General features: G+C 67.3%; 25 protein-coding genes. 4 read left to right on the plus strand and 21 right to left on the minus strand.

The features are described from left to right. Nucleotides 1–23 precede the first annotated feature (23 nt). Nucleotides 24–314, plus strand: a complete 291-nt coding sequence (locus tag GGR03_RS18970) for a DUF2019 domain-containing protein (protein ID WP_246368301.1) — start codon at nucleotides 24–26, stop codon at nucleotides 312–314. Between the two features lie 13 nt (nucleotides 315–327). On the opposite strand, the gene GGR03_RS18975 is transcribed toward GGR03_RS18970, so the two are convergent. The 14 genes from GGR03_RS18975 to GGR03_RS19040 form a co-directional block, all read right to left on the minus strand. Beyond that, nucleotides 328–1,398: an ABC transporter ATP-binding protein gene (locus GGR03_RS18975; RefSeq protein ID WP_183210338.1), complete on the minus strand. Its 1,071-nt coding sequence runs from the start codon at nucleotides 1,396–1,398 to the stop codon at nucleotides 328–330. Then, a complete protein-coding gene (locus tag GGR03_RS18980; RefSeq protein ID WP_183210339.1) occupies nucleotides 1,398–2,189 on the minus strand; it encodes an ABC transporter permease in 792 nt (263 codons plus the stop codon). Before GGR03_RS18980 ends, GGR03_RS18975 begins: the two co-directional genes overlap by 1 nt. Beyond that, complete coding sequence (locus GGR03_RS18985; protein ID WP_183210340.1) at nucleotides 2,186–3,052, minus strand: ABC transporter permease; 867 nt, start codon at nucleotides 3,050–3,052, stop codon at nucleotides 2,186–2,188. Before GGR03_RS18985 ends, GGR03_RS18980 begins: the two co-directional genes overlap by 4 nt. Before the next feature lie 102 nt (nucleotides 3,053–3,154). Then, on the minus strand, nucleotides 3,155–4,204 hold the full coding sequence (locus tag GGR03_RS18990) for an ABC transporter substrate-binding protein (protein ID WP_183210341.1): 1,050 nt from the start codon (nucleotides 4,202–4,204) through the stop codon (nucleotides 3,155–3,157). A gap of 32 nt (nucleotides 4,205–4,236) precedes the next feature. Continuing rightward, the gene (locus GGR03_RS18995) at nucleotides 4,237–5,205 is read right to left on the minus strand and encodes a PfkB family carbohydrate kinase (RefSeq protein WP_183210342.1); all 969 of its coding nucleotides are present in this window, start codon (nucleotides 5,203–5,205) and stop codon (nucleotides 4,237–4,239) included. A 2-nt stretch (nucleotides 5,206–5,207) separates the two neighbouring features. Then, nucleotides 5,208–6,242 carry an ADP-ribosylglycohydrolase family protein gene (locus GGR03_RS19000; RefSeq protein WP_183210343.1) on the minus strand — a complete coding sequence of 345 codons (1,035 nt, stop codon included), beginning with the start codon at nucleotides 6,240–6,242 and terminating at the stop codon, nucleotides 5,208–5,210. Nucleotides 6,243–6,244: 2 nt separating this feature from the next. Further along, nucleotides 6,245–6,967, minus strand: coding sequence for a GntR family transcriptional regulator (locus GGR03_RS19005; protein WP_183210344.1), 723 nt, complete (start codon nucleotides 6,965–6,967; stop codon nucleotides 6,245–6,247). A 266-nt stretch (nucleotides 6,968–7,233) separates the two neighbouring features. Then, a complete protein-coding gene (locus GGR03_RS19010) occupies nucleotides 7,234–8,727 on the minus strand; it encodes a sodium:solute symporter family protein (protein ID WP_183210345.1) in 1,494 nt (497 codons plus the stop codon). Then, complete coding sequence (locus GGR03_RS19015; protein ID WP_183210644.1) at nucleotides 8,724–8,906, minus strand: hypothetical protein; 183 nt, start codon at nucleotides 8,904–8,906, stop codon at nucleotides 8,724–8,726. The genes GGR03_RS19010 and GGR03_RS19015 overlap by 4 nt, the downstream gene beginning before the upstream one ends. A 175-nt stretch (nucleotides 8,907–9,081) precedes the next feature. Then, entirely contained in the window at nucleotides 9,082–9,711 is a 630-nt protein-coding gene (locus GGR03_RS19020; RefSeq protein WP_183210346.1) for an isochorismatase family protein, read from the minus strand. Between the two features lie 85 nt (nucleotides 9,712–9,796). Further along, a complete protein-coding gene (locus GGR03_RS19025; protein ID WP_183210347.1) occupies nucleotides 9,797–10,828 on the minus strand; it encodes a 2,5-dihydroxypyridine 5,6-dioxygenase NicX family protein in 1,032 nt (343 codons plus the stop codon). Between the two features lie 34 nt (nucleotides 10,829–10,862). Then, nucleotides 10,863–11,645 carry an alpha/beta fold hydrolase gene (locus GGR03_RS19030; RefSeq protein ID WP_183210348.1) on the minus strand — a complete coding sequence of 261 codons (783 nt, stop codon included), beginning with the start codon at nucleotides 11,643–11,645 and terminating at the stop codon, nucleotides 10,863–10,865. 35 nt (nucleotides 11,646–11,680) lie between these two features. Continuing rightward, nucleotides 11,681–12,430 (minus strand): maleate cis-trans isomerase family protein, encoded by a 750-nt coding sequence (locus tag GGR03_RS19035; RefSeq protein ID WP_484463084.1) that lies wholly within the window; start codon nucleotides 12,428–12,430, stop codon nucleotides 11,681–11,683. A 289-nt stretch (nucleotides 12,431–12,719) separates the two neighbouring features. Continuing rightward, complete coding sequence (locus tag GGR03_RS19040) at nucleotides 12,720–13,166, minus strand: MarR family transcriptional regulator (protein ID WP_252920309.1); 447 nt, start codon at nucleotides 13,164–13,166, stop codon at nucleotides 12,720–12,722. Nucleotides 13,167–13,375: 209 nt separating this feature from the next. Between GGR03_RS19040 and GGR03_RS19045 the strand changes: the two genes are divergently transcribed. From GGR03_RS19045 to GGR03_RS19055, 3 genes are all read left to right on the plus strand, one after another. After that, a complete protein-coding gene (locus GGR03_RS19045) occupies nucleotides 13,376–13,921 on the plus strand; it encodes a (2Fe-2S)-binding protein (protein ID WP_183210349.1) in 546 nt (181 codons plus the stop codon). Next, the gene (locus tag GGR03_RS19050) at nucleotides 13,918–17,385 is read left to right on the plus strand and encodes a molybdopterin cofactor-binding domain-containing protein (RefSeq protein ID WP_210292214.1); all 3,468 of its coding nucleotides are present in this window, start codon (nucleotides 13,918–13,920) and stop codon (nucleotides 17,383–17,385) included. Before GGR03_RS19045 ends, GGR03_RS19050 begins: the two co-directional genes overlap by 4 nt. Nucleotides 17,386–17,603: 218 nt before the next feature. Beyond that, nucleotides 17,604–18,746: an FAD-dependent monooxygenase gene (locus GGR03_RS19055; RefSeq protein WP_183210350.1), complete on the plus strand. Its 1,143-nt coding sequence runs from the start codon at nucleotides 17,604–17,606 to the stop codon at nucleotides 18,744–18,746. A gap of 204 nt (nucleotides 18,747–18,950) precedes the next feature. Here GGR03_RS19055 and GGR03_RS19060 read toward each other — a convergent pair whose 3' ends face one another. The 7 genes from GGR03_RS19060 to GGR03_RS19090 all read right to left on the minus strand — a co-directional run bounded on the left by GGR03_RS19060 (nucleotide 18,951) and on the right by GGR03_RS19090 (nucleotide 26,227). Continuing rightward, nucleotides 18,951–20,546, minus strand: a complete 1,596-nt coding sequence (locus GGR03_RS19060) for a methyltransferase regulatory domain-containing protein (protein WP_183210351.1) — start codon at nucleotides 20,544–20,546, stop codon at nucleotides 18,951–18,953. Next, on the minus strand, nucleotides 20,546–21,214 hold the full coding sequence (locus GGR03_RS19065) for a class I SAM-dependent methyltransferase (protein ID WP_246368239.1): 669 nt from the start codon (nucleotides 21,212–21,214) through the stop codon (nucleotides 20,546–20,548). The genes GGR03_RS19060 and GGR03_RS19065 overlap by 1 nt, the downstream gene beginning before the upstream one ends. Nucleotides 21,215–21,273: 59 nt before the next feature. Further along, nucleotides 21,274–21,912: a DedA family protein gene (locus tag GGR03_RS19070; RefSeq protein ID WP_183210352.1), complete on the minus strand. Its 639-nt coding sequence runs from the start codon at nucleotides 21,910–21,912 to the stop codon at nucleotides 21,274–21,276. Nucleotides 21,913–21,914: 2 nt separating this feature from the next. Next, nucleotides 21,915–22,886, minus strand: a complete 972-nt coding sequence (locus GGR03_RS19075; protein WP_183210353.1) for an SDR family oxidoreductase — start codon at nucleotides 22,884–22,886, stop codon at nucleotides 21,915–21,917. Between the two features lie 80 nt (nucleotides 22,887–22,966). Then, on the minus strand, nucleotides 22,967–25,294 hold the full coding sequence (locus tag GGR03_RS19080) for a xanthine dehydrogenase family protein molybdopterin-binding subunit (RefSeq protein ID WP_183210354.1): 2,328 nt from the start codon (nucleotides 25,292–25,294) through the stop codon (nucleotides 22,967–22,969). Between the two features lie 10 nt (nucleotides 25,295–25,304). Then, nucleotides 25,305–25,769 carry a (2Fe-2S)-binding protein gene (locus GGR03_RS19085; protein WP_183210355.1) on the minus strand — a complete coding sequence of 155 codons (465 nt, stop codon included), beginning with the start codon at nucleotides 25,767–25,769 and terminating at the stop codon, nucleotides 25,305–25,307. A gap of 140 nt (nucleotides 25,770–25,909) precedes the next feature. Further along, entirely contained in the window at nucleotides 25,910–26,227 is a 318-nt protein-coding gene (locus GGR03_RS19090) for a hypothetical protein (RefSeq protein WP_183210356.1), read from the minus strand. Between the last annotated feature and the right edge of the window lie 24 nt (nucleotides 26,228–26,251).

Here is a 26,251-nt window from a genome sequence, read left to right on the forward strand (position 1 = left end):
GAGCTACTTCTCACTTCGTCGACCTGCGCGTAGAGCAGGACGCTGCTTGGGTGAAGTTCGGGCAGTCCAAGGTCAATCGCGCGATCCGTCGGCGCTTTGCCGTCGAGGCCGAACTGACGGCGCGACCTGGCGACGCGCGGCGGCTGCTCGTCGACTACCACGAGCACCCGAATATTCAGGTACAGCTCAACGCCGCGACTGCGACGCTTGCGTTGTTCCCCGAAGAGGCGCGCCGGTGCCAATCCCGCGGAGCTGTCGAGGCTGAGCAGCGAACCGGGCCACCCGTCACCTACCTTACTCACATTGCGAATTAGGGAGGCGCAGACTTCACGTGGCCGGAAGCGGGATGAGATCCGCCACCTGCCAATCAAGGATGACGGGCGACCCGACGGAAATGTCGGCACTTGTGTCGCGCTGAACCACGGCCTTCAACTCCCGGCCGGAACAGTCGACGAAATAGGTGCTCGCACTGCCGGAAAACAGCCGCCGCGCCAGCGTTCCCCGGAGAACTCCCGGCCGGTCGGCGACAGGGCCCGCGGCGAGGTCCACGGGTGTGATCCGCACACGCTCGGGCCGGATTGCGCAGCGCAGGGTTCCGGACATCGTTTTCGCCCCAGGGGGCAAGTCGATCAAGGTCGCTTGGTCAAGACGTAGCCGTCCGCTCTCGATTTCGCCCGCGATGATGTTCGCGTCGCCGAGAAATGTCGCGGCGAACTCGCTCTTCGGCCGGTCGTAGATCTCCTCCGGGGCCCCTTCCTGCACGATCCGGCCGTCCTTGAGGATGCCGATCCGGTCGGAGATCGACAGCGCCTCGTCCTGGTCGTGGGTGACGAAGATCGTGGTGACGCCGACCTCGCGCTGGATCCGCTTCAGCTCCACCTGCATGTCGGTGCGCAGAGCCTTGTCGAGGGCCGACAGCGGTTCGTCGAGAAGCAGGACCCGCGGCTTGGTGACGATGGCCCGGGCGAGCGCCACGCGCTGGCGCTGGCCGCCGGAAAGCTGATGTGGACGGCGCTTGGCAAGCGCGCCCAGCTGCACGAGGTCCAGCGCATCGGACACCGCCCGGCGGACGCTCTCGCCCTTCTCGCCGCGCACCTCGAGCCCGAAGGCAACGTTGGCCTCGACGCTCATGTTGGGAAACAGCGCGTAGTTCTGGAACACCATGCCGATGCGCCGCCTGTTCACGGGGACGTTCTCCACCGCCTCGCCATCGATGCGGATCGAGCCCTTATCGGGGAACTCGAAGCCGGCGATCATGCGCAGCAGCGTCGTCTTGCCGGAGCCGGACGGGCCGAGAAGGGCATAGAAGCCGCCGTCCTCGAAAGCGATCGACACGTCGTCCACCGCCTTGTGGGCGCCGAAGGTGAGGCTGACGTTCTGGACTTCGACTCGCGCCATTACTGATCGCCTCCAAAGCGGAAAAACCGTGAGACGACGAGCATCATGCTCATGGAAAACACGATGATGATCGTCGAGACGGCGTTGATCTCGGGGGTGAAGCCCTTGCGGATCGCCGCGTAGATCTCGACCGGCAGTGTCGTCTGGCCGGGTGTCGCCAGGAAATAGGAGACGACGAACTGGTCGAAGGAGACAGCGAAGGCGAAGAGGCCGCCGGCGACGATGCCGGGGGCGATGCAGGGCAGCGTCACCTTGCGGGTCGTCTGCCAGGCGCTGGCGCCGAGCGAGGCGGCGGCATCCTCGAGATCCCTGGAGAAGGTCTGCAGCCGCGCCGAGACAACAATGATGACGTAGGGCAGCGCCAGCGCGACGTGGCCGAGCAGGATCGCGTGCAGGCCGCGGCCGATGCCGGTGCCGAAGAAGAAGATCAGCATCGCCGTGCCGGAAATCAGCCAGGGGATGGCGATCGGCGGAAAGAGCAGCGCCTGCAGCACCCGCTTGCCGAAAAAATCGTAGCGAAACAGAGCGAGCGAGGCCGCGGTGCCGAGGACCGTCGCGATGATCGTCGTCATGACGGCGATCTGCAGGGAATTCAGCGTCGCCGCGATCAGCCCGTCATTCTGCGCCAGCGCCGCGTACCACTCGGTCGTTCCCTCGAAGGGCAGCTGGTAGAATGGCGAGGCGTTGAACGACATCGCCGCCATGATGATCAGCGGCAGATAGAGGAACAGAAGGACGACGCCGATATAGGCGCGGCCGAGGCCGGACAGGAAGGCTGGGGCACGGATCATGCGGCTTTCCTCAGGACCGGTGCCGCGACGAGCAGGATTGCCAGGACGACGGCCAGCAGGATGAAGGAGAGGGCGGCGCCGAGCGGCCAGTTGTAGACGGCGGTGAACTGGTCTTCGATCACCGTGCCGTAGAGCGTTCCGCCGCGCCCGCCGAGGATGCGCGGCTCCATGAAGGACCCGACGACCGGGATGAAGATCAGCGCCGAGCCGGCGAGGACGCCGGGCAAAGCGAGCGGCGCGACGACCCGGCGCAACGTCGTGAAGCGCGACGCGCCGAGTGATCGGGCCGCCTCGATCAGCGCGTTGTCGATGGCCTGGAGGCTGAGATAGCAGGTCAGTACCATGTAGGGCAGGTACGAGTGGACGAGCCCGATCACGACGGCCGGATAGGAATACATCAGGTCAAAGGTGACGTTGAAGGGAAGGAGGGCGTTCAGCGCGGTATCGAGGATGCCGCCCTCGCGCAGTACCATCGACCAGGAGAAAACCCGGACGAGCGAGTTGCTCCAGAACGGCAGGATGACGAGCAGGAAGATCGCCTCGCGGGAGCGGCCCCTGAAGATCTTGGCGAGAACATAGGCGGCGGGAAAGCCCACCGCCACGCATATCAGCGTCACCAGCAGCCCGAGCTTCAGCGAGCGCAGGAGCAGCGTCGCATAGAGAGGGTCGGAAAAGAACGTCGCGTAATTAGCAAGGGTCAGCGATGAGGACTGCTCGTCCGGCGACATCGAAGTCAGGAGCGAAAAGTAGACCATCGCCGACAAGGGCAGGAAGATCGCCAGCGCCAGCCAGGCATAGGCGGGCGTCAGCAGAGGCAGGGCCCGGAACAGGCCGTTATCTCGGGTCTTGCCGGTGGTGGCCATGATCCTCATCCCTGTCGGCGGCGCTGCGAGGCAGCTTGCCGCTCGTCTCGATGTTCACTCCGGCCGCCAGCGTGTGCCTGCGGCCGGGACGAGACGACTTCCTCAGTTCGCGCCGACTTTCAGGCCCTGCCAGACTTTCAGATATTCCTCGCGCTGGGCGTCGGTGATCGGCTCCTGGAACTGGACACGCTCGGCGACCTCCGGTGCTCCCATGACCTTGCGGTTGAAGCTGTCCTCCGGCAGGGCGGCGACGGCCCGCTGGCTCGCCGACACCGGCGCGCCGACGCTTGAGTCCCACTCTGCGTAGAACTCGGGCGAGAGCATGTAGTCGATGAACTTCTCCGCGCCCTCGACATTGGTCGAGCCTTGCGGAATGGCGAAGCTGTCGAGCCAGCCGACGGCGCCTTCGTCGGGGACGGCAAGGGAGACCGGCAGGTTGAACTTGGTCTTCGCCCGTCCCGCCGAGCCCGACCAGTAGGTGCCCAGGTCGATCTGGTTGGATGCGACCATCTGGTTCCAGTCGTTCTCCGAGGACCAGAAGGTGCGGATGTTCGGCAGAAGCTCGCTCAACGACTGCTTGACGGCCTCGATGTCCTCGACGTCGTTGATGCTCTGCCCGGTGGCGAGCGCCCCGAGCTGGATCGCCTCGACGGCGTCGTCGCGGATCGTCACGCGGCCCTTGTGATCGGCCTTCCACATTTCCTTGATCGAGGTCGGCGGGGTGTCGAAGGCCTTGTCGTTGATGGCGATGGTGGTCAGGCCCCAGGTCCAGGGAACCCCATAGGTCTTGCCGTCGACGTTCAGCATATTCGAGCGGGCCTGGACCTCGTTCAGGTCGCCGTAGTTCGCGATCTTGGTGGTGTCGATGGGCTGGACCAGCTTCTCGTCGAGAGCCTGCTGCATGAAGGCGGCGTTGATCATCACGACGTCGTAGAGGCCGGGATTGGTCCGCAGCTTGGTCAGCATCTCCTGCTCGGAGTTGAAGAAGTCGTTGACGACCTTGTCGCCGGTCATCTCCTCGAAGGCCTTGGTGGCGAACGGCTCGTCGGCGCCGTAGCCCTTCCAGTTGAGGACGTGGAGGTCCGCCGCCATCGCCGTGGTGGCAGACAGAAGCAGGCCGATGCCTGCGAGGATTGCGGGTGTCTTGTGCATCGCTGGTTTCCTTTTGGCCGTCTGCGGCCGGTTCAATGACCCATTTTCATCGCGCCGGTTCTCCGCCGGTCTTGGTCCGCGAGGGACAGGAAGTGGAGAATCTCGTCGTGGGACGGGCCGCAGGCGCCGCCGCGCCGCGTCACCGATATCGCCGAGGCGGCATTGGCATAAGTGACGGCATCGATGGCTGGAAAGCCGCGGGCGAGGGCTCCGACAAAGGCGCCGACATGGGTGTCGCCGGCGCCGTTGGTGTCGATTGCCGCCACCGCAAATCCGGGCACCGGGACCGGTGCGGCGTCGCGCGTCAGCAGATGGGCGCCGTTCTCGCCGTCGCGCAGCACGATGCCGCGGGCACGTGGCATGCCGCCGGAAAGGATCGAGGCGGCCGCATCGAGGCTTGCTTCGCCGCCCGCGATGGAGGCGACCTCGCGCCTGTTGGCGCTCATCCAGGTCGTACGTGAGAGGATGGCAGAGAGAGCATCGGCGGGAACGTCGGCGATCACCGGTGTCGGATCGAAGATCACCTGGACGCTCTCGTCCAGCACCGCGACAAGTGACAGAACGGCCTCGCGGCTTTCCGGATAGGACAGGACGTAGCCGCTGACGGCCAGCCAGTCGCCAGGCGACATGCACTCGGCCAGGACTTCCAGATCCATCGCCCGGGCCTCGGCGCCGGGAAAGGAGACGAAGGAGCGCTCGGCATCCGGTGTGATCAGCACCACGCAGTTGCCGCTGTCGATGCCGGCGAGCGGCGGCAGCAGGACGTCGATGCCCTCGGCGGCGAGAAACGCCCGCAGCGCGTCGCCGTCGGGCCCCGTGCCCAGATAGCCGCCGCAGGCGGTGGCAAGGCCGGTGCGCCGGACCGCCGTCATCATGTTGACGGCGCCTCCAGGCGACCGGGCAAAGCTCGTCGCCATCAGTTCCTCCGACCGGCGGGGCAGGCCGGGGACGTGATAGACATAGTCCATGACCGCGCCGCCGATATGGACGAGCCGCGCCATCGTCAGGCCGCCTCCGTCGTCGGCGAGGCGGCAAGCCGAAGGGCGAGGAGACCCTTGGCGAGCCTCGCGGCATGGGCGAGGTCGAAGCCCTCGAGTTCGGCGACCCTGTCGGTTGGAAGGCGGGATCGGCCGCTCGCCGCCCCCGCCATCGCCCCGGCGATAGCGCCGATCGTGTCGGTGTCCCCGCCGAGATTGGCGGCGATGACGGCGGCGCGCCAGGGATTGCCCTTGGCGGCGGCCACCACCGCAAAGGCGGCCGGGATGGATTCCTGCGAGGCCACCGAGGTGCCCACGAGGTCGACGATCGCCGCGATGGCCGCCTGCTCGTCGACGCCGGATACGAGTCCGCGCGCCCATTCGATGCGCGCCGCGATGTCCGGTGCGGCCGTCCATGCGCCGACATGGCGGGCGGCTCTCGCCGCCTCGATGCCGCGCTCGGCCGCCTCGTTCCACGCCATTCCGTCGATGGCGGCGCTGATCGCCGCGGCGACGGCGGAGGCCGAGGCGATGGCGACCGACGTTGCGTGGGTCGCCGCGCAGCTTTCCTCCACCTTGGCCACCAGACGGTCGAGGGGGTCGACCGGCAACGCGATGCCCACCGGCGCGATGCGCATCGCCGCGCCGTTGGTGGTGCCCTCCCGTCCTGCCTCCCCGGGCGGTGTGCCCGCGCGGATCAGGTCGATCGCCCGCTTGGTGGAGGGGCCGAGGAGGTCATAGCTGCCGCGCGCCTTGACGTCGGCTTCCCAGGCAAGCAGCCGGTCGACCCAGGCACCGTGGTCGAAGCGATCGGGGCTTTCCAGAAGCTGCTCGGCGAGGAGCAGCGTCTGCTCGGTGTCGTCGGTGACCATGCCGGCGGGCAACCCCCGCGACACGGGGTGGTCCGCGCTCGGCGAAACGAACCGCTCGACAGAGCCGTATCTCCGCCGGATCTCGGCGGGCGACAGCAGCTGTGTCGGCATGCCGAGTGCATCGCCGAGCGCGCCGCCGACGAGCGCCCCCATGGCTCGGTCGAATTTCTGGTCGTTGGCCTCGGCCATGGTCAGAACTCTCGATGCAGGGCGAAATGCGAGGGATTGAGCAGGCTGGTGATGTGCTCCATCACGCGGCCCTCCCGGGTGCGGATGACGCGGCGGGTGCGCAGGAACATTGCGCCCGGCTCGCAGCCGATGATACCGGCGTCCTCGGTGCCAAGGGGCACGACGTCGATCCACTCCTCGCCGTGGTCGGGGTGCAGCCCGGCCTCGCGCAGCGTGGCATGCAGCGAGCCGTCGCGCAGGCCCTTCACCGGCAGGTTCTCGATCTCGGGCATCATCGGGATGCGGGAGTGCTCGATCGAGATGGCGTGACCGTCCAGGGCATGGGTGCGGATGCGATCGAGCGCGATGAACTCGGAACTCTCCAGCCCGAGCTTCTCGCCTAGCGCCGGGTCCGACACGATCTCGAGGCGCAGCGTCCGGGTGACGGCATTGGCGCCGGCTTTTTCCAGAGCCTTGGTCCAGCCTGCTTCGTCGGCCACGACGTTGCCGTCGAAGGTCACGAAGGAGCCGATGCCGACGCTGGTGGTGATCAGGCCACGGCGCGCGAGCTCGCTGAGGCTCTTGCGGACGGTGGAGCGGCTGACGGAGAAGCGCCGTACCAGCTCGTTCTCGCTCTGCAGCTGATCGCCATGGGCGAGCTGGCCGGAGCGGATCTCCTTTTCCAGGATCCGGGCAATCCTCTCGGGCTTACCGGAGGCGACTGCGGAGGAAGCGACTGTCCGCACGACTGTATGAACCTGTCCATGATACTTGTCTGTACCTGTACTTTTCAGCTTCAGGTACTGCTTGTCAAGGCGGGTTGCGGGGCGGGGGCTGCAGGCGTTGAAGCTGTGGAGACCCCTCAGAGTGCCGCGCACTCACGGGAGGCGGCGCGATTTCCCTTGGCGGCCCCAGCCATCGGCCCCGCCTTTGCTGTACGCCAATGCCTGCAACGAAAGAGGCCCGCGCTGAAGCGCGAGCCTCCTCTCTCCTTGCCGGCTGGCAACCTCGGTCAGGCGGCGGCGGGCCGGGCTGCGAGGCCCGGCGTGCGCAGCGAGGCATCGGCCGTTGCGATGAAGTCCTCGGCGAGGTCGGTCCGGCTGCGCGTCGCGAGGCTCACGACGACGAACATCGCTGCCGAGACCGGGAAGCCGAGGATGCCGGCATTGAGGCCGAGGATCGAGTTGCCGGTGAGATACATCACGACGACGAAGATGCCGCCGCCGACGATCGAGGCCAGCGCCCCGGCAGCTGTGCCGCGCTTCCAGAAGAACGCGCCGACGATCGCCGGAACGACGACCACGAGGCCGGTCGAAGCGGCGACCGCGAGGACCGCGATCAGGCTGAACTGCATCGCGGCGAAGCCGAGGGCGATGAGCGAGATGATCGGGATGATCACCTTGCCGATCATCAGCTGCTTGCGGTCGTCGGTCCTTGTCGCGACATTGGCGTAGACGTCGCGGGCGACCATCGAGGAGAGGGTCAGGAGGATCGAGTCGATCGTCGAGACGGCAGCCGCCAGGATGCCGACCATGACGACGACGCCCAGGACCGGCGGCACGAAGTCCGACGCCAGGAGCGTCGAGGTCGCAAGATCGGGATTGGCGAGATCGGGGAAGGCGACGAAGGCGGAGAAGCCCCAGAGCACCGACACCAGCGTGTATACGAAGCCGAAGGCGAGGAAGATCATGAGCATCCGCCGCAGCGCGCCGAGCGATGCGGGCATGAAGAGGCGCTGGGAGACCTGCGGGTTGGAGATCGCGAAGAAGAACCACGGGATCGTCAGGCCGAGGAAGGTGGTGAAGGAGAACAGGCCCGGGCCGGGAACGGTGAGCATCGCCGGGTTTCTCTCCGCGACCGCGTCGAATAGCGCCGTAAAGCCGCCGAGTTCGGCGACGACGTAGCCGACGACGGCGACGGAGGCGACGATCATGACGAGGGCCTGCAGGCTGTCGGTCCACATCACCGAGCGAATGCCGGCGATGTAGGAGAAGGCGATGGCCAGGATCGTGGCGACGATGATGCCGGCGCCGAAGGAAATCGCCCCGTCGCTCATGCCGGACAGGAGGTAGCCGACGCCGGCAAGCTGCACGGCCGAGTAGGGGATGAGGAAGATGCAACTCGCCACCGCCGCGGCCATTGCCACCCAGCGACTGCCATAGCGCGCGCCGAGCATTTCGGACGGCGTGACGAAGCCGTATTTCCTGCCGACGGCCCAGAAGCGCGGGCCGAAGATCGCGACAAGCGAGACGCCGGCGAAATAGACGATCTCGAAGCCGAGCGCGCCGACCCCGCCCTTGTAGGTGAGGCCTGCGAGGCCGACCATCATGAAGGCCGAGTACGTGGTTGCCGAATAGGAGAGGGCCGAGACGAGGCCGCCCATCGAGCGCCCGCCGATGAAGTAGTCGGACATGGTGGCGGCCGTTCCGGACCGCGACATGTAGGCGACGACGACGGAGGCGACGATGTAGATCGCGACCCCGACGAGGATGAGGGTCGTGCTCACTGTTCGTCACTCCCAAAGCTGGCGGTGGCCATGGCGTTTACGCCGATCACGAGCAGGCCCGCGATGGTCCAGAACAGGAAGGCGCCCTTCCAGCTCTCGACGTTTCCAAGCAGGCCGTACGGCACGAAGTAACAGGCTGCGATCAGCAGCCCCATCAAGCCAAGACTGAGTTTTCGCAAGGCATTCTCCTCCCAACAAAGCGGGGTTTCGGGACTTTAGATCTGGCCAAGCTTCGCCGTCGCCGGACTGCTGTCCTGCCGACGTCGAGAAGTACGGCGCAGTGGCACGAAGCGCACCGCCTCTTTCGTGGGATCCGGCGGCTGCAGGCGTGGCGCCGCGCCGGGCCGGACGGATTTATCGGCTGGCCAGGCTCTTCAGCCAGGCGAGCACGTCTTCGCTGTCGGTGACATCGGCGTATTTCTGACCCATGTCGTAGAGATTGGCGTCGTGCGGCGCCTTCGCCCGGTCGGCGCAGCAGTCGGCGGGGACGAGCACGTTGAAGCCCGACTGCACGGCATCGACGACGCTCGCCCTGACGCAGCCCGAGGTCGTTGCACCGGCGACGACGAGGGTGTCGACGCCGGCGCCGGTGAGGATCGCGGCGAGATTGGTGCCGAAGAAGGCCGAAGCGCCGTGCTTGACGATGAGGGCGTCCGTCTCGGTCCTGCCGCAGGCGGCGTCGATCTCGACGAGGCGGGTGCCGACCATCAGCGCCGCCATGCCGGTCGCCTTCTTCAGCCAGGGCAGGCTGTCGCGCTCCAGCGGCGTGTAGGCGATGGTGGTGAAGATCACCGGCATGCCGGCGGAGCGGGCGAAATCGGTCAGCCGGCGCGTCGCGGCAATTTCGGCGCTCATGTCGGCGGCCGTCGGATAGGCCGTATCCGAAAAGCCATAGCTGAAGTCGACGACGAGGATCGCTGGCTTGCTGCCGCGCGGGACGCTCGCGCCGAAGCCGGCATCCTTGTAGACGGTTTCCTGGGTCATGCGGGTCCCCGGCGGGCACGGTGGAAGACGGTCGATGTGGCCGCCGCGATTCCCCTCGAACCGCGGCGGAGGGAGGGCAAACCGCTCAGTGGCGCGCCATCTGCATCTCTTTGACGACGATGTCGCCGTCGATGACGATCGGCTCGTCGTCGAGGAACAGCGAGCAGCCGCGCATCGGGATGTCGAGATGGCAGGCGGTGTCGTTGGGGCCGCCGAGCTCGTTGTTCGGGCCGGTCGAGAACATCACGTTGCCGTAGAAGGAGCGCGGCTCCATTCCCATGCCGCCGGGAAACTCGCCTGGCACCAAGCGGTGCCACTTGGCGTTCGGGTTCATGCCCCAGCCGACATGGCTCATGCCCATGCCGCGCTTGTCGTTGAAGCCGGCCATGTAGGACTTGACGAGTTCGGCATCGAGGCCGCCGCGGATGTCGGTGACCCAGCCATTCTCGATCGTGTAGGTGATCGGCTCGCGGACATAGATGTTCTGCGGCAGGAGAATGTCGCCCGGCGCGACGACGATCTGGCCATCGACGCCGTCGTCGTCACCGCCGGTGAAGACGAAGCCCGAGGGCCAGTGGTCCCAGCGGCCCGGTTCATCCGTACAGGCATATTCGGTGATCGTCGGATAGGCATTGAGCTTGTAGGTGACGTCGGTCCCGTGCGGCGAGGTGATGCGCATCACCTTGGCCTTCGACAGGATCTCGCCGCCGATCTCCACCTTCTCCCGGATTTCCCTGGTCGGCAGCATGCGGGCGAGCAGCTCCGGCGGCTCGACGGCGGTGAGGATGCGTGTGCCGGCGGCCTGGATCGCCATCTGCTCGGGCGAGAACAGGAGGAAGATGCAGTCGATCAGCATGTCGCAGTTCTTGAGCGCCTCGACCGCATCGGGCATTGCCGCAAGTCCGGTCTGGCCGACCGCCCATGCGCCTGTCGGCGGCACCGCCGGAAGCCGCATGTGATACATCTTGGCGCCGAGCCGCTGGCCGGCCGCCATGAAGGCGTCGGCATAGTCGAGCCGCTCGGACCCTTGCGTCAGCACCACGAGCTTCTCGCCCTCGTGGACACCCGACATCTTGAGCTGATGCAGGCAGATCTCGGTAAAGCTGAACGGATCCATCGTGGCTGTCCTTCCCTGTTCGTCTGGCAGGCCGTCAGGCCGAAAAGTCCAGGACCGCCTCGACGAAACCGTCGAGATCGTCCCAGGGGATCATGTGTCCGGCGCCCTCGACGGTGCGCACCTCGATTCGAGGAGCAAGCTGCCTGATCTCGGCGACGTCCTCGTCCTGAATGACCGGCGCGCCACCGGCAACGACGAGCCGCAGCGGCAGCGTCAGATGCGGCAGGTCCTGGTGGATGTCGTCGGTGTGGAAGCCCTTGAAGGCGGTGTCGATGGCGTCGAGCTGGCAGGTATGGAGCCATTCGGCCCGCACCGCCCGCTGCTCCTGCGTCCACGTCGGGCAGAACACCTGCATGTCGTCGGCGGAGCAGCCCTTCTGGGCCATCAGGATCGAATCCTCGTACCACGCCCATTTCGACGGATACTCCCGTCGTCCGGGGCCGGAAACCGGCGGATCGACGAGGACGAGGCCGGCAAAGGCGTCCGGGGCGAGGCGCGCGGCGCGAATGGCGTTGCGGGCGCCCATCGAGTGGCCGAGCACGATCGGCTTGCCCAGCCCCGCCGCCTTGGTCACCTCGACGGCGTCCCGCGCCATGGCGTCGAGGGAATAGTCGAGTTTGCCCGCTTGGCTCAGACCTCGGCCCCGCACGTCGAGGACGTGGACGTCGAACTTTTCCGCCAGCCTCTCGGCGACGAAACCCCAGGTGATCGCAGGCGAGGTGATGCCGGGAATGAGCAGCATCGTTGGACCATTCCCGCGATAGCGGATCAGGTGCTGGCGAATGCCGTTGGCGTGGACGTTGTAGCCGAAGGCCATGGGTACTCCTCCTGGGATCTCGTCTTTCGTCCGGATCAGTAGAGGCCCGAAAGCAGCGTGCCGCCGCCGGGCACGCGGGTGTCGAGGTCGAGCGCCTTCAGCATCGACCAGGTGGTGGCGATGGCGGCCGTCAGCACCGGCTTGCGGGTCTGTGCTTCGACCATCGAGACTGCAGCGAGCGAGGGCATCTGGACGCAGGCCGACAACACGATCGCATCGACGTCGCCGACGTCGAGCTCCGACACGATGCCCGGCAGCCTGCCGGTATCATGGGCGGCGACCGCGAGATTGTCGGAGATCTCCAGGGCCCGCGACGTCGAGACCTCGATGCCCTCATTGGCGATGTAGTCCACCACCATGGCGGTCAGCGGCTTCATGTAGGGCGCGACGACCGCGACCTTCTTCGCGCCGATCGCCTTGATGCCGTCGCACAGGGCGCCGGCGGAGGTGACCACCGGGGCAGGGTTGCCGTTGTCGACCGTCACCTGGTGCAGGCGCCGTGCGGACTCGTTGTGATAGCCGTGGCCCATCGACATGATGGCGACGAGGCAGGCGTAACCCATCACGTCGACACGGGCGTCAGAGAGCTCCAGCGCGCAGCGGTCGCTCTGGCCGTCCATCGCCGCGAGCTCCTCCTTGGTCACGTGCTTCATCCGCATACGCGACGAATGGAAGGTGAAGCGCTCCGGTGCGATCGTCTCGCGCAGGCGCAGAAGCGCCGGGATCTCCGTCTCCATGGTGACGTTGGAACTCGGGACGATCTGGCCGATGCGGATCGCATTCATGGGCGCAACCTCGTTGACGTGGCTGGCATAATGCTACGCAGATTGTTTGTATAGAAACAAGTTCCTCGGCGAAATTTTTCGCAGATATAGAAATATCAGATGGTTAGCCCGGAATCTGGCTGGTGTCCCATCGGTCCAGATCGCCAAATGCCGAACTATTGGGCAGGCCGGGACCGACCTTGCGTGAGCCGTCGGCAGCAACTTACGGCTGTCGATCGGCTCGACATCGCCAGCGGATGACGACGAATAAGGGAGGGCGCGATGTGACGCGCAGGTGACGCGCCCTCTGTCAGCAGAGCTTGGCCAGAAGCCGCAGGAAGGTCTCGCGTTCTGACTTGCTCAGGGGGGCGAGCGTCGCCTCGGTGATGCCCTTGACCACCGGAATAGCATCGCGGATCAACGCCCGGCCCCTTTCGGTAGACTGCAGCAGATAGCGCCGCTTGTCGTTGGGATCCTTCTGCGTCGTCAGCAACCCCTGGTTCTCCAGGCGCGAGATCACACCCTTCGTCGTGGCGGCATCCATGGCGACGAGCCGGCCCAGGGCATTCTGCGAAATCGGGCCGGGCTCGGCAAAGAGCCGGAACAGCGTCGAGAACTGGGTCGGTGTCAGGCCGCCGATCGTCGACCGGGCGAAGATCGTCATGTGGCGCTGATAGGCCTTGCGCAAGAGAAAGCCGACCTGCTCGTCGAGCACGTAACCAAGAAACGGGATGTCCTCACCACTGCCTGTCGCCACGCCGAGGCCCTTTTCGCGTTCTGTCCGATCCGCTCGTTGCCACGTTAGAGGAAAGTCGACAAGCGCGCTCCGCTGAGGCTCCTACAGGGCGCCGGTCGCCAGCGCCCTCGGGAGGGGGCCATCGAATTATTGTTTGTGTACAAGCGATTTTTCTGCAAGCTTTGTTTTCTTGTTGTCGAGGCATCGGCCGATGGGGGTGACGAAGGACGATGGATCGGTCGATCGAGATTGCCGTGAATGGCAGACGCTACGCCTTCGCCGTCGACGCTCGACGCAGCCTCCTCGACGTCATCAGAAGCGATCTCGGCATCACCAGCCCGAAATACGGATGTGGCCTCGCCCAATGCGGGGCCTGCATGGTGCTGGTCGACGGGGCCCCGGCGCGCAGCTGCGTGCTTCGCGCGGCGAAGGTGGACGGCGCGGTGATCACCACCCTCGAAGGGCTTGCGGATGCCAGCACCGGTGCGTTGCATCCGGTGCAGCGCGGCTTCATCGAGGCAGCTGGAGCGCAGTGCGGCTATTGCCTGAACGGCATGCTCATGTCGGCGCTGGCGCTCCTGTCGGCCAATCCCGATCCGCGCGAGGACGACGTGAGATCGGCGCTCCGCCACAATCTGTGCCGCTGCGGGACCCATAAGGAAATCGTCGCCTCGGTGATGCGGGCAGCCGAACTGATGCGCGAGGTGGCCGGGAGCGCTGCGACCGGCGACAGTGCCGCTGCCTTGCCACAGGACGGTGAAGGACCCTCCGCGTGACCGGCGACTACGGGTGCATCCTGGTCTTTCGCGAGGATGGCGATACGCGGAACGTCTTCCTCTCCTTCGATACAGACGGCATCGCCATCGGCTTCAACGGCCATGTCGATCTCGGTACCGGCGTCGAGACAGCGCTTTCCCAGATCGTTGCGGAGGAGCTCGACCTGCCGCTCGACCGGGTCCGCATGGTGCTCGGTGATACGGCGCGGACGCCGAACCAAGGCCCGACGATTGCCTCCGAGACCATCCAGATCACCGCCGTCCCGCTGCGCCACGCGGCGGCCCAGATCCGCCGGGAGTTGGCGCTGCGCGGCGCGCGGCGGCTCAACGCGCCGGCCACGCGCGTCACGCTCGCGGAGGGTTCGGTCCGCTGGAAGGACACGGTAGCAAGCTACGAAAGCCTGATCGCCGGCGAGGAGATCGCGCTTCGGCTGGACGAGTGCACGCCGGTGAAGGACCCGAAGGACTACACCGTCGTCGGCCGCTCCGCGGCGCGGGTGGACCTGCCGGCCAAGGTCACCGGCAGCCATCCCTACATCCACGACGTATTCGTCGACGGCATGGTCCACGGCCATGTCGTGCGGCCGCCCTATCATGGCCGCGACAGTGGCGCCTTCATCGGCCGCAGCCTCCTCGCCTTCGACGAGGCGGCCGTGCGCGACATGTCGGGCTTTCTCGCCGTCGTCCGGCGGGGCGACTTCCTCGGCGTCGTCGCGGAGCGGGCGGACCAGGCCGAAGCGATCGCCGAAGCCCTGCCTGTGGAATGGCTGCTGCCGCCGGAGCTGCCGGACATGGCAAGCCTTGCGGAGACGATCCGCAGCCAGCCGGCGACGCCGCGCACATGCGACGAGACCGGCAATTTCTCCGTCGGAATCGCGCAGTGCGAAGTCCGGCTGACGCGTTCCTATGTCTGGCCGTATCACCTGCACGGCTCGATCGGCCCATCCTGCGCCATTGCCGACTGGAATGCCGGAGAACCCGTCGTCTGGTCCGGCTCCCAGAACCCCCACATGCTGCGGGCCGATCTGGCCAATCTGATGCAGCTCGACGAAGCACGGATCGACATCCGCCGCTACCAGGCCGCCGGCTGCTACGGCCGGAACTGCGCCGACGACGTCTGCGGCGACGCGCTGCTCCTGTCCGAGGCCGTCGGCCGGCCGGTGCGGGTGCAGCTGACGCGGGCTCAGGAGCATCTCTGGGAGCCGAAGGGGGCGGCCCAGGTGATGGACGTCGAGGGTGGGCTGAAGGACGGCGTCTTCCACGCCTACAGTCTCGACAGCTGGTATCCGTCCAATCGCGGGCCGAACCTCGCCCTGCTCTTGACCGGACGCGTCTCGCCCGAGCCTCGCCCCTCGGACATGGGCGACCGGACGATCGTCCCGCCCTACCGGATCGCGCACAAGGCGATCACCGTCCACGACATGGCGCCGATCGTGCGCGCGGCGTGGATGCGGGGCGTGTCGGCCCTGCCTAACACCTTCGCCCATGAGAGCTTCGTCGACGAGCTGGCCTATGAGGCGGGGGCCGACCCCGTCGCCTTCCGGCTAGCCCATATCGATGATGCGCGCACCGCACAACTCATTCGCGAAAGCGCCGAGAAGGGCGGCTGGGAGTCGCGCAGCGCACCGCGCAAGCGCCGCGAGGGCCGCATGGCCTACGGTCAGGGCTTCGCCTTCGCGACCTATGTCCATGGCGCTTTCCCCGGCACGGCGGCGGCAGCTTCCGCCTGGGTCTGCGACGTCGCAGTCGACATGGAGACCGGCGAGGTGCAACTCACCCGCGTTTTCGTCGGCCAGGACCAGGGCCTCGTCATCAATCCGGACGGGGTGCGCCACCAGATCCACGGCAACGTCAACCAGACGGCCGGCCGGGTGCTCAAGGAGGAGCTGAGCTTCGACGAGATCACCGTCACGGCGAAGAGCTGGGCGACCTATCCGCTGCAGACCTTCCCCGAGACGCCGGCGATCGAGACGATGCTGGTCGAGCGTTCGGGCGATCCGGCGCTCGGCGTCGGCGAGAGCGCGGCGGTGCCCGCGGCCGCGGCGATCGCCAATGCGATCTTCGACGCGACAGGGATCCGCATGCGCGAGGCGCCGTTCACGCCCGAGAGGATGCGCGCGGCGCTCGGCATCGCCGCGTCCGCGCCGACAGCGCTCGTCGCTGGTCCCGTCGCGAGGCCTTCCTGGCGCGATCGGGTGTTGGCGAAGGGCTTGGGCGCGAAAGGCATCGGTCTAGCGGCGCTGCTGGGCGGCTCGCTGACAGCGGGTGCGCTGGCCCTGCCGATCCACAAAGCGATCGCGCCGACGGCAGCTCCGAAGGCGGCGAGCTTCTCGGCCGAACTCCTGGCGAAGGGTCGTGAGGTCTTCGCTGCCGGCAACTGCGCCAGTTGCCATACCGTGCCCGGCGGATCGGCAAATGCCGGAGGCCTCGCCGTCGAAACGCCGTTCGGGACGATCTACAGCTCGAACATCACGCCGGACCCGGACACTGGCCTCGGCGAGTGGAGCTTCGACGCGTTCGATCGTGCCATGCGCAAGGGCGTTTCCCGCGACGGCAGCAACCTTTATCCCGCCTTTCCCTATACGTCCTTCGCCAGGATGAGCGGCGACGACATGTTCGCGCTCTATGCCTATCTGCAGACGCTCGAGCCGGTACGCCAGGAGACGCGCCAGGCAGAGATGGCCGTGCCATTCAACCTGAGGCCGCTCAATGCCGGGTGGAACGCGCTCCACCTCCGCTCCGGGCCGTTCGCGCCCGTGGCGGAGAAGAGCCTGGAATGGAACCGCGGGCGCTATCTGGTCGAGGCAATGGGCCATTGCAGCGCCTGTCACTCGCCGCGCACCGCGCTCGGTGCCGAGAAGGGGGGCGACGCGGCTCTTTCCGGCGCGCCGATCAAGGGCTGGTACGCGCCGGCCATCGCGGGCGCCGATGCCGCCAGCTTCGGTTGGGACGAGGAGCGCTTCTATAAGTATCTGCGAACGGGCCTCGCCGACGATCTCGCGGCCGCCGCCGGCCCGATGGCCGACGTCGTCGCCAATCTGAAGGAGCTTCCGGACAGCGACATCCAGGCGATGGCGGTCTATCTCGCCTCGCTGTCGACGGACGAGGCAGGGCGTTCGGTCGCTGGCCCTCGGCCGTCGGAGGATCTGCGCAATGCCGCTGCCGGCCGGACAGCCACTTCGCTCCCTGATGCAACGCACCGCCTGTTCGAGAGCGCCTGCGCGGTCTGCCACGAACCGGCCATGGGTAATCTGGCGACCGCCGCGCAGGTGCCGCTGTGGCGCAGTCCGGCGCTGCGGTCTGGCGACGACGAGGCACTGCGCACCGTCATCCGGGAGGGGATCGAGGCGCCGCTCTCCCTGAAGACTCGCGACATGCCCGGCTTCGGCAAGGAACTGACGGGCGAGCAGATCGACGCACTCGCCGCCTATGTCCGCGCGCGCTACGGCACGGCGCGGCGCTAGAGCATGTCATGGAGAAGCCGGAACCGGCCTACCGCCGGGACGATGCGAAAGGGGAATGGATCGGACGGCCTGCCGGCGAACCAGATGCCTTCCCGAACGGCGGGCTGGAATGGAGGGGCATTTCGGCCGCGCGGGCCTTTGGCCTGCGGCGCAATAGGGGCTTTACAGCTCTCGCATAATTGTTAGTATACAAACGAATTCAAGCAACAGGACTGGTCATGAGTTCCATCGAAACCGTCGACATTGCGGTCATCGGAGCCGGGCTTGGCGGCGCCGCAGCCATGGCGCTGCTGGATCATGCAGGCTTTTCCGTCCACACTTTCGAGCAGGCGCCCGAATTCCACCGTATCGGCGCCGGCATCCACATCGGCCCCAACGTCATGAAGATCTTCCGCGAGATCGGGCTCGAGGAACGGCTCGCCACGATCGGTTCGCACCCGGATTTCTGGTTCTCGCGCGACGGCAATACCGGCGAGTACCTGTCGAAGATCCGGCTCGGCGATTTCGCCAAGAAAGAATATGGCGCCCCCTACATCACCATCCATCGCGGCGACATGCATGCCGTCCAGATCGAGGCCCTGCCGCAGGACCGGGTGCATTTCGGCCACAAGCTGACCGCGATCGACGAGCGCGAGGACGACGTCCTCCTCTCCTTCGACAATGGCCGGCGGGTCGCGGCCAAGCTGGTGATCGGCGCCGATGGCATCAACTCGGCGATCCGGGAGATGCTGCTCGGCGTCGAGAAGCCGCGCTTTTCGGGCTGGGTCGGCCACCGGGCGCTGGTCAATGTCGAAAAGCTACGCGCCTCCGGCCTCGAATTCGAGGCCTGCGTGAAATGGTGGTGGGAAGCTTCCCGCCACATCATGGCCTACGACACCAAGGGCGACGGCTCGGAATACTATTACGTCACCGGGGTCCCGGTCGACGGCTGGGAGCACGACACGGCCTTCGTCGATTCTTCGCGCGAGGAGATGGAAGCGATCTTCGGCAATTCGCACCCGGTGGTGAACGCCCTGATCGATGCCACGGAAGAGGTCACCAAGTGGCCGTTCTGGAGCCGCGATCCGCTCAATCTGTGGAGCCGCGGCCGTCTGTGCCTCCTCGGCGACGCCTGCCACCCGATGCGCCCGCACATGGCGCAAGGCGCCTGCATGGCGATCGAGGACGCCGCGGTGCTCACCCGCTGCCTCACCGAATGCGGCACGGAGAATTACGGGGAGGCCTTCCAGCTCTACGAGCAGACCCGTCTTGAGCGGGCCACGCGGGTGCAGACAATCTCTAACGCCAACACCTGGCTGAAGGAGCCGGAAGATCCGGCGTGGGTGTATGCCTACGATCCGCTCACCGCACCGCTTGGCTGAGTTCCGTTTCAGCCGGGGGGTCCGGTCTGGAGCCAATCCACGCGGATTCCGCGAGCGAACGAACTGCCCCAAGTACCGCGAGCAATGCGGCTTGGAGGGCACCTTATGGGCATGCTTGCGGCGCGGAAGAGACTGCTTGCGGACTGATTGCCATGATCAGGGTCGCGGTTGCGACAGGGCGGGCCATGCGAGGGGCCGGCGCGTTCATGCCACGTCCGTTGGATGCCCGCGGCGGATGGTCCGCCCAGGGGACGCGTCGGATCGGATGACCTGCAGGGCTTCCCAGTGCGGTCGCTCGAACCGAAGGAACTTGGTGGCGGCACCCCTGAGTTCCTTCAGGCTCTCGGCCTGATCCTCGATCCTGTTGCCATCCTTCACGAGGCGCTCGCCGACGCGTTCCAGGAATTCCCAGACATAGCCGGCGAGAGCTTCGACGTCGTCCCTGCCTTCCTGCATGGCGAGGACGAACAGTTGCGCCATGTGCGGCACGACGATCCCGCCGCCGGTGACGGGCGAGGCCATGTGCTGCAGGTCCATGCTGCTGCTGGCCCGTTGCAGGATGTGCGCGTTCAATGCGGCGCACCGTTCAACCATCGTGTCCGTCGGGGTCTGGGCCGGACAGGCGAGGCCCGAGCCTGCCAGCATCGTCAGGACGTCGATAATGTCTGCCGGCCTGCGGTCGCGAAGCCTTGGATGCGCGAGGAGCTCGTCGACCCGTTTGGGCCTGTAGTCGTCGTCCGACAGGACCTCGAGAACCGGATCGTAGCGGTGCGCGGGCAGTTCCACCTCGCCCCTGCCGCACGGTATCCGTTTCGGGATGTCCACCGACGGCTTTGCCAGCACGAAGGCCTGCGCGAGCCAGGCTTGGCGTTGTTCCGGGTCCGGCATTCTCCGGGCTCCCTTGACGAAGATGTCGGTCCGGAACCGCCGGTTCACCATGAAGTCGCGCACCGTCTCCCGCGTGACCGGGTGGTCGATGCGCGCGACCAGTTTGCGACCCTCCTCGTCGAGATGCAGCCCGTCCATCGCGTCCAGCAGGCGGGTCGAGCCCGCGAAGGTCAGCTTGGCCTCGTCGAGGCTGCGAGCCATGTCGGCGAAGTGCTCGAGATGCCAGTTCGCGTTGAGGAATTCGTGCGCCAGGTAGTTGCGGCGCTGCTTCATCATCCCTTCGAGCTGATGCCTCGCGAAGGGGTTGTCGCGGAAATAGGCCGACCCGGCCCGCATGACGTCGCCCGCGAAGCTGAGCGCGCCCTCCACCATCTCCGCCGCCCCTGCGGTCTTTCCCGCGACGCTGTCCTTGTAGAGGAGCATCAGTTCGCGCACCGGGAGGATCGGCGCCCAGCCGGGCAGGCAATTATAGCTGATAAAGGCGATGCCGCCGGGCCGCAGCTTCCGCCGGATGATGTCCTTGATGACCCCGCGGCTCGTGTCCGAGACCCAGCTCCAGATGCCGTGCAGGGCGATGATGTCGAAGTCGGGTAGATCGTCCCTCTCGGCGAACTCCTCGAAGGATTCGTCGAAAAGCCGGATCTCTGCCCCGGATGCCAGCGCCAGCTTGCGGGCGGACGCCGTCTGCGCCGGGTTGAAGTCCGTGCCCCAGTAAGAACCTGCCGATGCCGCCGCGTGGATGTTGATCGAAACGCCCTGACCGAACCCCAGCTCGAGATAGGTCGGCGTCTCTCCCAGATGCGGGTCCACCCCATGGCAGAGGCATGCCAGTCGCAGCATGGCCGGGTTCAGTTCGGGGTAGTAGCCGTGGGTGTAGGTCAGCTCGGTGAAGTAGCCGTCCGACCACGCCATCAGTCTGCCTCCGGAACGAGCTCGCGGCGCGGGCTCGTCGTTTGGCTGCCGATCGCCATCCGCCCGGAGCCCAACCCGGCAGGGGAGTGATCGATCAGGCTGAGCCGGTAGACCGAGGCGGGCGGGAGGTTGGCGAGCGTGCCGCCGATCCGCTCCGCCTTAAGGCCGAGCCGGTCCAGGAGCCTTGCCGGAACGGGGCAACGCGGGCCGTAGGTGAACTGGTAGAAGCCACCGTCCGGTCTCATCTTGCCGAAGGCGCCGCTAAGGATGCCGATCACCTTGCGCGGTGGCATCGACAGCAGGGGCAAGCCGCTCACGACGGCGCCGGCGAGCCGCCCCTCGAAAAGATGGACCCGGCGCAGACGGGCCGCATCCATGCACAGCGTGCGCGCGTCGGGAAACCGCCGATGGAGGTTTTCGGCGAACTCCGCGCCGGACTCGATCAGCACCAGATCCTCCTGCCGGACGCCGCGCGCGAGCAGGGCCCGCGTGAAGGCGCCGGTGCCCGGTCCCAGTTCGATCACCGGGCCCGTGCCGCGGTCGATCTCGCAGGTGATGAGATTGGCCAGTGCACGTCCCGACGGCGTAACGGCCGCAACGCGTAGCGGGGCCTTCAGCCACGCCCGGAAGAAGCCAAGCGTCTCGGCCATGTCATGCGTTACTATCATGGAGTGTTCCGGATACGGTGAGGGTCGGAAGTCGGAGCGGACGGGCAGCCGGGTCCGCGTCAGCAGGTCTCGGCCGGCATGGTCATCAGGCTGCGGCGAACACGCATTCTCCGGCCGATCCAGAACAGACTGGCTTGCGCGGCAACGAGAAGGGCGAGAATGGCGAGAGCCAGAACCGTGGCGTTCATGTCTCCGACCGCCTGTGAGGCCGCGTATCCGACCCCGATGAACATGCCGTTCCAGACCGTGATGCCTGCCGCCGAGGCGAACAGGAAGCGTCCCGATCCGCCTTGCAGGAGGGCCGCAAGAGGCGGCGCGACAAGTCGCGCGGTCGGTACGAGCTGGAGCGAGAAGGCGAGCGCCGTGCCGTTGCGCCGAAGGGACGCGATCCGGTGCTCGAGCTGCCCGGTAGAAATGCCGAACAGGCGCCCGGTCCCTGCGACGAGGCGCGAGGTGCGCGTCTCGCCAAGTGCCCTTACGGCGAAGAAGCTCGCCATGCAGCCGAGGGTGCTGCCAAGTGTCGTCGCGAACACTGCGGCTGGCAGCAAACGGTAGTCGTCTGCCGCGGTCACGCCGACAGCGAGCAGCAGGGCGTGGGACGGCAACATCGGAACGAAGCGCTCGGCCAGCCCGATCGCGAACAGGCCGAAGGTGCCGTAGACCGCAACCCACCCGACGAGACCTCCGATCGGGTCCATCCCTAGACTCTCCACTGGCCGGTCGCGGCGTATCGGGTGACATTGTCGGGCAAGGCGTCGCCGAAGCTGACGCCGGCGAGCTGCTCGGTCAGGTCCCAGAGCCGGCGGGCGACATGCGCTTCCAGCGCTGCCTTGGGCGGCTTGGCCTTGGCGGGAAAGCCGCGGATTTCGCCCATCCCGACCGGACCGTAATAGCCGCCTGCATCGGCGTCCGGGGATGTCGCCGCGAACAGTGTCGGCAGCGCGCCGCGCTCTGCCGGCTGGAACAGGAACCAGAGATACGTACGCATGCGGCCCTGGGCGCTCGTGCGGCCCGGTGCGTTGTGCAGGAGATCGGTGCGGGAGACGCCGGGATGCGCGGCAATGCTCTCGATGCCCCAGCCGGCGATGTCGCTGCGGTGCTGCAGCTCGAAGGCGAACATCAGGCAGGCGAGCTTGGACTGGCCGTAGGCCTTCATGGGCTTGTAGCCAACGTCAGACTGAAGGTCGTCGAAGTCGATCGCGCCACCGCGGGCGGCGACGCTGGACAGCGTCACGACGCGCGGGTTGACGCCTCGCCTCAGCAGCGGCAGCAGGTGAGCGGTCAAGGCGAAATGTGCCAGATAGTTGACCCCGAACTGCAGCTCGTAGCCGTCGACGGTGGTCTGGCGCTGCGGCGGGGCCATCACACCGGCATTGTTGATCAGGACGTCGATGCTCTCGCGGCTAACGGCGAGGCGGGTGCCAAAGGCGGCAACCGAGTCGAGATCCGCCAGATCGAGCGCCTCGAAGCTGACCAGCGCGCCCGGGACGCTCGCCTTGATCCGGGCGACGGCCTGGAGGCCCTTGCCGGGATTGCGGCCGGCGATGATCACGTCGCCGCCGGCGCGCGCCAGCGCCAGCGCGTCCTCGAAACCGAGGCCGCCGGTGCCGGTCACGACGATGGTGCGGCCGCGCTGGGACGGGATGTCCTCGATTGTCCAGTGCTTGGTCATGGGAGAGTCCTTCGTTTGCGTGACGGATCGTCCGTCGTTGGCTGTGGCCCTTGTGGATATTCGGTCGTGCGGCGCGGCGATCAGGCCGCGCCCGCGGTAAGCTGCGGCAGGACGGAGCGGGTGCGTCGCTCGCCGGTCGCCTCCGTGACGGCAAGCGGCAGCGAGCGCAGGCGCCGGCCGGTGGCAGCGTGGATCGCGTTGGCGACGGCCGCGGCGATCGGCACGTTGCCGCACTCGCCGGCACCGCCGGGCGGCAGGTCGCTCGGCAGGATATCGACGACGATCTCCGGCACGTCGCGGATCCGTTGCATGGGGAAGTCGTGGAAGTTCGATTCCACCACGGCGCCCGCTTCGACGGTGAGAGTGCTCATCAGCGCGGTGGTGAGGCCGAAGACGATCCCGCCCTCCATCTGCGCGGCTACGGCGTCGGGGTTCACGACGGTGCCGACGTCGACGGCGCAGAAGACCCGGTCGACGGTGATCTCGCCGTCGGGGGCGATGGTCACCTCGGCGACCTCGGCCACGACGCTCTGGTAGCATTCCTCGATGGCGATCCCGCGCCCGCGCCCCGGCGCCATGGGCGCACCCCAGTCCGCCAGGGCGGCCACGCGATCGAGCACGGCGAGGTGGCGGGGGCTGTCGCGCAGGAGCACGCGTCGGTAGTCGAAAGGGTCGAGCCCTACGGCCAGGGCGCATTCGTCGACGAAGGATTCGGAGAAGAACGTGCCGAAGGAGTAGCCATTGGAGCGCCAGAAGCCGATCGGCAGATGGGACGGCACGTGATGGCTGCGCACGCGCCGGGAAGGCACGGCGTAGTGCGCCTTCTCGAGCCCCTCGATCGACAGATAGTCGCCGTCCGGGCCGGGCGTGATCGGCAGGCGGCGGCTGCCGACGGACTGGATGATCGACTGTGCGGCGACAAGGGCGTCGTAGGCCACGGGGAGACCATCGGGGCCCAAGGCGGCCTGCATTCGGGCAGCGGCGTGGCTGCGGAACATGCCGCGGCCGATGTCCTCCTCGCGCGGCCACATGAGCTTGACGGCGCGATCCGGGTGGCGCGCGGCGAGGTAGGCCGCCTGCGCGATCACGTCCTGCTCGCCGCGTCGCCCGAAGGCACCGCCATTCATCGTCACGTGGCAAATGATGGCGGAGGGATCGAGGCCGGCCCATTCCGCGCCTTGCTGGACGCCCCACCGGATCATCAGCGGCGATTGCGACGGCACCCAGGCCTCGGCCGTGCCGTCGCGCCGCATCAAGACGGTCGCGTTCATCGGCTCCATGCAGGCATGGGTCACGAAGGGCACCTCGTAGGTGGCCTCGACCAGTTGTGCCGTTTCGGACGCCAGGGCCGGCTCGACGTCACCGTCCTCGAGGTGGAGGTGATGCTCGGCCTCGTCGAGAGCCGCGCGGAGCCGGTCGCCGAGCGCGATGCTCGAGACGCCATCGTCCTCCGTGCCGGACCACTCGACGTCGAGGCGCCAGGCCGCCATCTCGGCCTGCCACCAGGAGTCGGCGACCACCGCCACGGCCCGCCCGTCGATCACCGCTACGTCGCGGACGCCGGGCTCGGTGCGGATCTCGGCCTCGTTGCGGAGGCGCACCACACGTGCCCCGAACACGGGGGCCTGGCGGATCGTGGCGTGCAGCATGTCGGGCAGGACGACGTCGGCCCCGAAGACGGGCTCGCCCCTGACCTTGGGGGGCAGGTCGACGCGCGGCTGCGAGCGGCCGATCAGACGCCACGCGGTGCGGGGTTTTAGCGCCGGCTCGCGCGGTGGTGGCAGGATTGCCGCGTCCCTTGCCAGATCGGCGTAGGGGATGCTCTGTCCCGAGGCCGCGTGATGGACGGCGGCGTCGGCGGTCGTGAGGTCGCTGGCGGGCACGCCGAGGCGCGCTGCGGCCGCGGCCACGAGCATGTGGCGCGCCGCGGCGCCTGCGGTCCGCATGGGATGCCACAGGCCGATCGTCGAGCCCGACGCGCCGGTGGCGATCAGGGGCACGGCGGAGACGGCGCGGCGCACCGCCCAGGCCACAGGCCCGCGCGCCTCTTCCGGCCGCACGCCGATTATCTGGGAATAGCTGGCGTAGACCGGCAGCAGTTGCGTGGGGTGCTCGACGGCGATGCGCTCGTCGAAGGGAAGGTCGAGCTCCTCGGCCACCAGCATCGCGAGGCCTGTGTGGATGCCCTGGCCCATCTCGGTGCGGGGCACATGGATGACGACGCGGCCGTCGTCGTGGATCGCGACGAAGGCGTTGAACACCGCGCGGTCGCCGTCGACGAAGCCGTCGGGGCCATCCACGTCGACGCTGGCGAGGAAGCCCGCACCGGCCACGCCGGCGACGAGCACCGTGCCGCCGAGGGCCGCGCCGGTGATCAGGAAGGTGCGTCGGGAAAGCAGGCGAGCCATTGCGAGATCCTTAGCCCTGTGCCTGCGCCGCAGCGGCGCGGTGGATGGCGCGGCGGATGCGCAGATAGGTCCCGCATCGGCAGATATTGGTGATGGCTTCGTCGATCTCGGCGTCGGTGGGCCGCGGCGTGCGCGCCAGGAGATCCGTGACCGCGACGAGGAAGCCCGGCTGGCAGTAGCCGCATTGCGGCACCTGCTCGTCGATCCAGGCCTGCTGCACGAGGGAGAGTGTGCCGTCCCGGCCTAGCAGTCCCTCGACCGTGATCACCGACGCACCGGCGACGTCGCCGAGTGTCGTCGCGCAGGAGGGCGTCGACACGCCGTCGACGAGGACGCGGCAGGCACCGCACTGGGCGACGCCGCAGCCATATTTGGCGCCGAACAGGCCGAGGTCCTCGCGCAGCGCCCAGAGGAGGGGCTTGTCGTCCTGCGCCGTGATTTCCACGGGCAAGCCGTTGACGATGAGGGATACCATGGGATCTCCGGGGTTTGCGCCGGTGGGGCGGACCGCAGTCGACGCCTTGATGATCGCTGTCGCCGCTGGTCCTTCGACCCGGCCCCCGCAGTGCGGAGGGCCGGGTCGTCCGAGGGCGACCGAGGGGGAGGGGTGCCCCGTCAGCGTGCCTGGATCTTGGCGCGCGACATCTCGTCGGCGCGGTCGCGGTAGTGTTCGTTCAGGATCGGCGGCGCGGCCTTGACGCGGGGACCGGTGGCGTACCCGAACGTGGTGTTGCCGCTCGCCTCGAACGCCGGGCGCTGACGCGGTTCCGCCTCGCCGACCATGGCAGTTGCTTCCGCGACCGCGTGGCGCGCGGTCTCGTCGCGACGATCCGCGTAGTGCTCGGAGCCTGGAACGATCGCCTGAGCCGGGGCCGCTAAGATGACGGTCGCGGAGGCGACAAGGGCGGCGGAGAGGGTTCTGGTAAGGGTCATGGTTTCTGCTTTCGGTCTTGAGCT

The sequence above is a fragment of the Aurantimonas endophytica genome, from assembly GCF_014196845.1.
GTDB classification, from domain to species: Bacteria; Pseudomonadota; Alphaproteobacteria; order Rhizobiales; family Rhizobiaceae; genus Aurantimonas; species Aurantimonas endophytica.

What these genes read in the sequence shown, in the direction of transcription:
- GGR03_RS19060 (WP_183210351.1), bottom strand. Translation starts at nt 20,546, where the DNA reads ATGGCGTGGTCGGACGGCTACTTCACCGAGCTGACCTACACCCACGGC.
- GGR03_RS19000 (WP_183210343.1), bottom strand. Translation starts at nt 6,242, where the DNA reads ATGGCCGAGGCCAACGACCAGAAATTCGACCGAGCCATGGGGGCGCTC.
- GGR03_RS18990 (WP_183210341.1), bottom strand. Translation starts at nt 4,204, where the DNA reads ATGCACAAGACACCCGCAATCCTCGCAGGCATCGGCCTGCTTCTGTCT.
- GGR03_RS19075 (WP_183210353.1), bottom strand. Translation starts at nt 22,886, where the DNA reads ATGACCAAGCACTGGACAATCGAGGACATCCCGTCCCAGCGCGGCCGC.
- GGR03_RS19045 (WP_183210349.1), top strand. Translation starts at nt 13,376, where the DNA reads ATGGATCGGTCGATCGAGATTGCCGTGAATGGCAGACGCTACGCCTTC.
- GGR03_RS18980 (WP_183210339.1), bottom strand. Translation starts at nt 2,189, where the DNA reads ATGATCCGTGCCCCAGCCTTCCTGTCCGGCCTCGGCCGCGCCTATATC.
- GGR03_RS18985 (WP_183210340.1), bottom strand. Translation starts at nt 3,052, where the DNA reads ATGGCCACCACCGGCAAGACCCGAGATAACGGCCTGTTCCGGGCCCTG.
- GGR03_RS19055 (WP_183210350.1), top strand. Translation starts at nt 17,604, where the DNA reads ATGAGTTCCATCGAAACCGTCGACATTGCGGTCATCGGAGCCGGGCTT.
- GGR03_RS19080 (WP_183210354.1), bottom strand. Translation starts at nt 25,294, where the DNA reads ATGGCTCGCCTGCTTTCCCGACGCACCTTCCTGATCACCGGCGCGGCC.
- GGR03_RS18995 (WP_183210342.1), bottom strand. Translation starts at nt 5,205, where the DNA reads ATGGCGCGGCTCGTCCATATCGGCGGCGCGGTCATGGACTATGTCTAT.
- GGR03_RS19090 (WP_183210356.1), bottom strand. Translation starts at nt 26,227, where the DNA reads ATGACCCTTACCAGAACCCTCTCCGCCGCCCTTGTCGCCTCCGCGACC.
- GGR03_RS19085 (WP_183210355.1), bottom strand. Translation starts at nt 25,769, where the DNA reads ATGGTATCCCTCATCGTCAACGGCTTGCCCGTGGAAATCACGGCGCAG.
- GGR03_RS19035 (WP_484463084.1), bottom strand. Translation starts at nt 12,430, where the DNA reads ATGAATGCGATCCGCATCGGCCAGATCGTCCCGAGTTCCAACGTCACC.
- GGR03_RS19070 (WP_183210352.1), bottom strand. Translation starts at nt 21,912, where the DNA reads ATGGACCCGATCGGAGGTCTCGTCGGGTGGGTTGCGGTCTACGGCACC.
- GGR03_RS19030 (WP_183210348.1), bottom strand. Translation starts at nt 11,645, where the DNA reads ATGGCCTTCGGCTACAACGTCCACGCCAACGGCATTCGCCAGCACCTG.
- GGR03_RS18975 (WP_183210338.1), bottom strand. Translation starts at nt 1,398, where the DNA reads ATGGCGCGAGTCGAAGTCCAGAACGTCAGCCTCACCTTCGGCGCCCAC.
- GGR03_RS19065 (WP_246368239.1), bottom strand. Translation starts at nt 21,214, where the DNA reads ATGATAGTAACGCATGACATGGCCGAGACGCTTGGCTTCTTCCGGGCG.
- GGR03_RS19025 (WP_183210347.1), bottom strand. Translation starts at nt 10,828, where the DNA reads ATGGATCCGTTCAGCTTTACCGAGATCTGCCTGCATCAGCTCAAGATG.
- GGR03_RS19020 (WP_183210346.1), bottom strand. Translation starts at nt 9,711, where the DNA reads ATGACCCAGGAAACCGTCTACAAGGATGCCGGCTTCGGCGCGAGCGTC.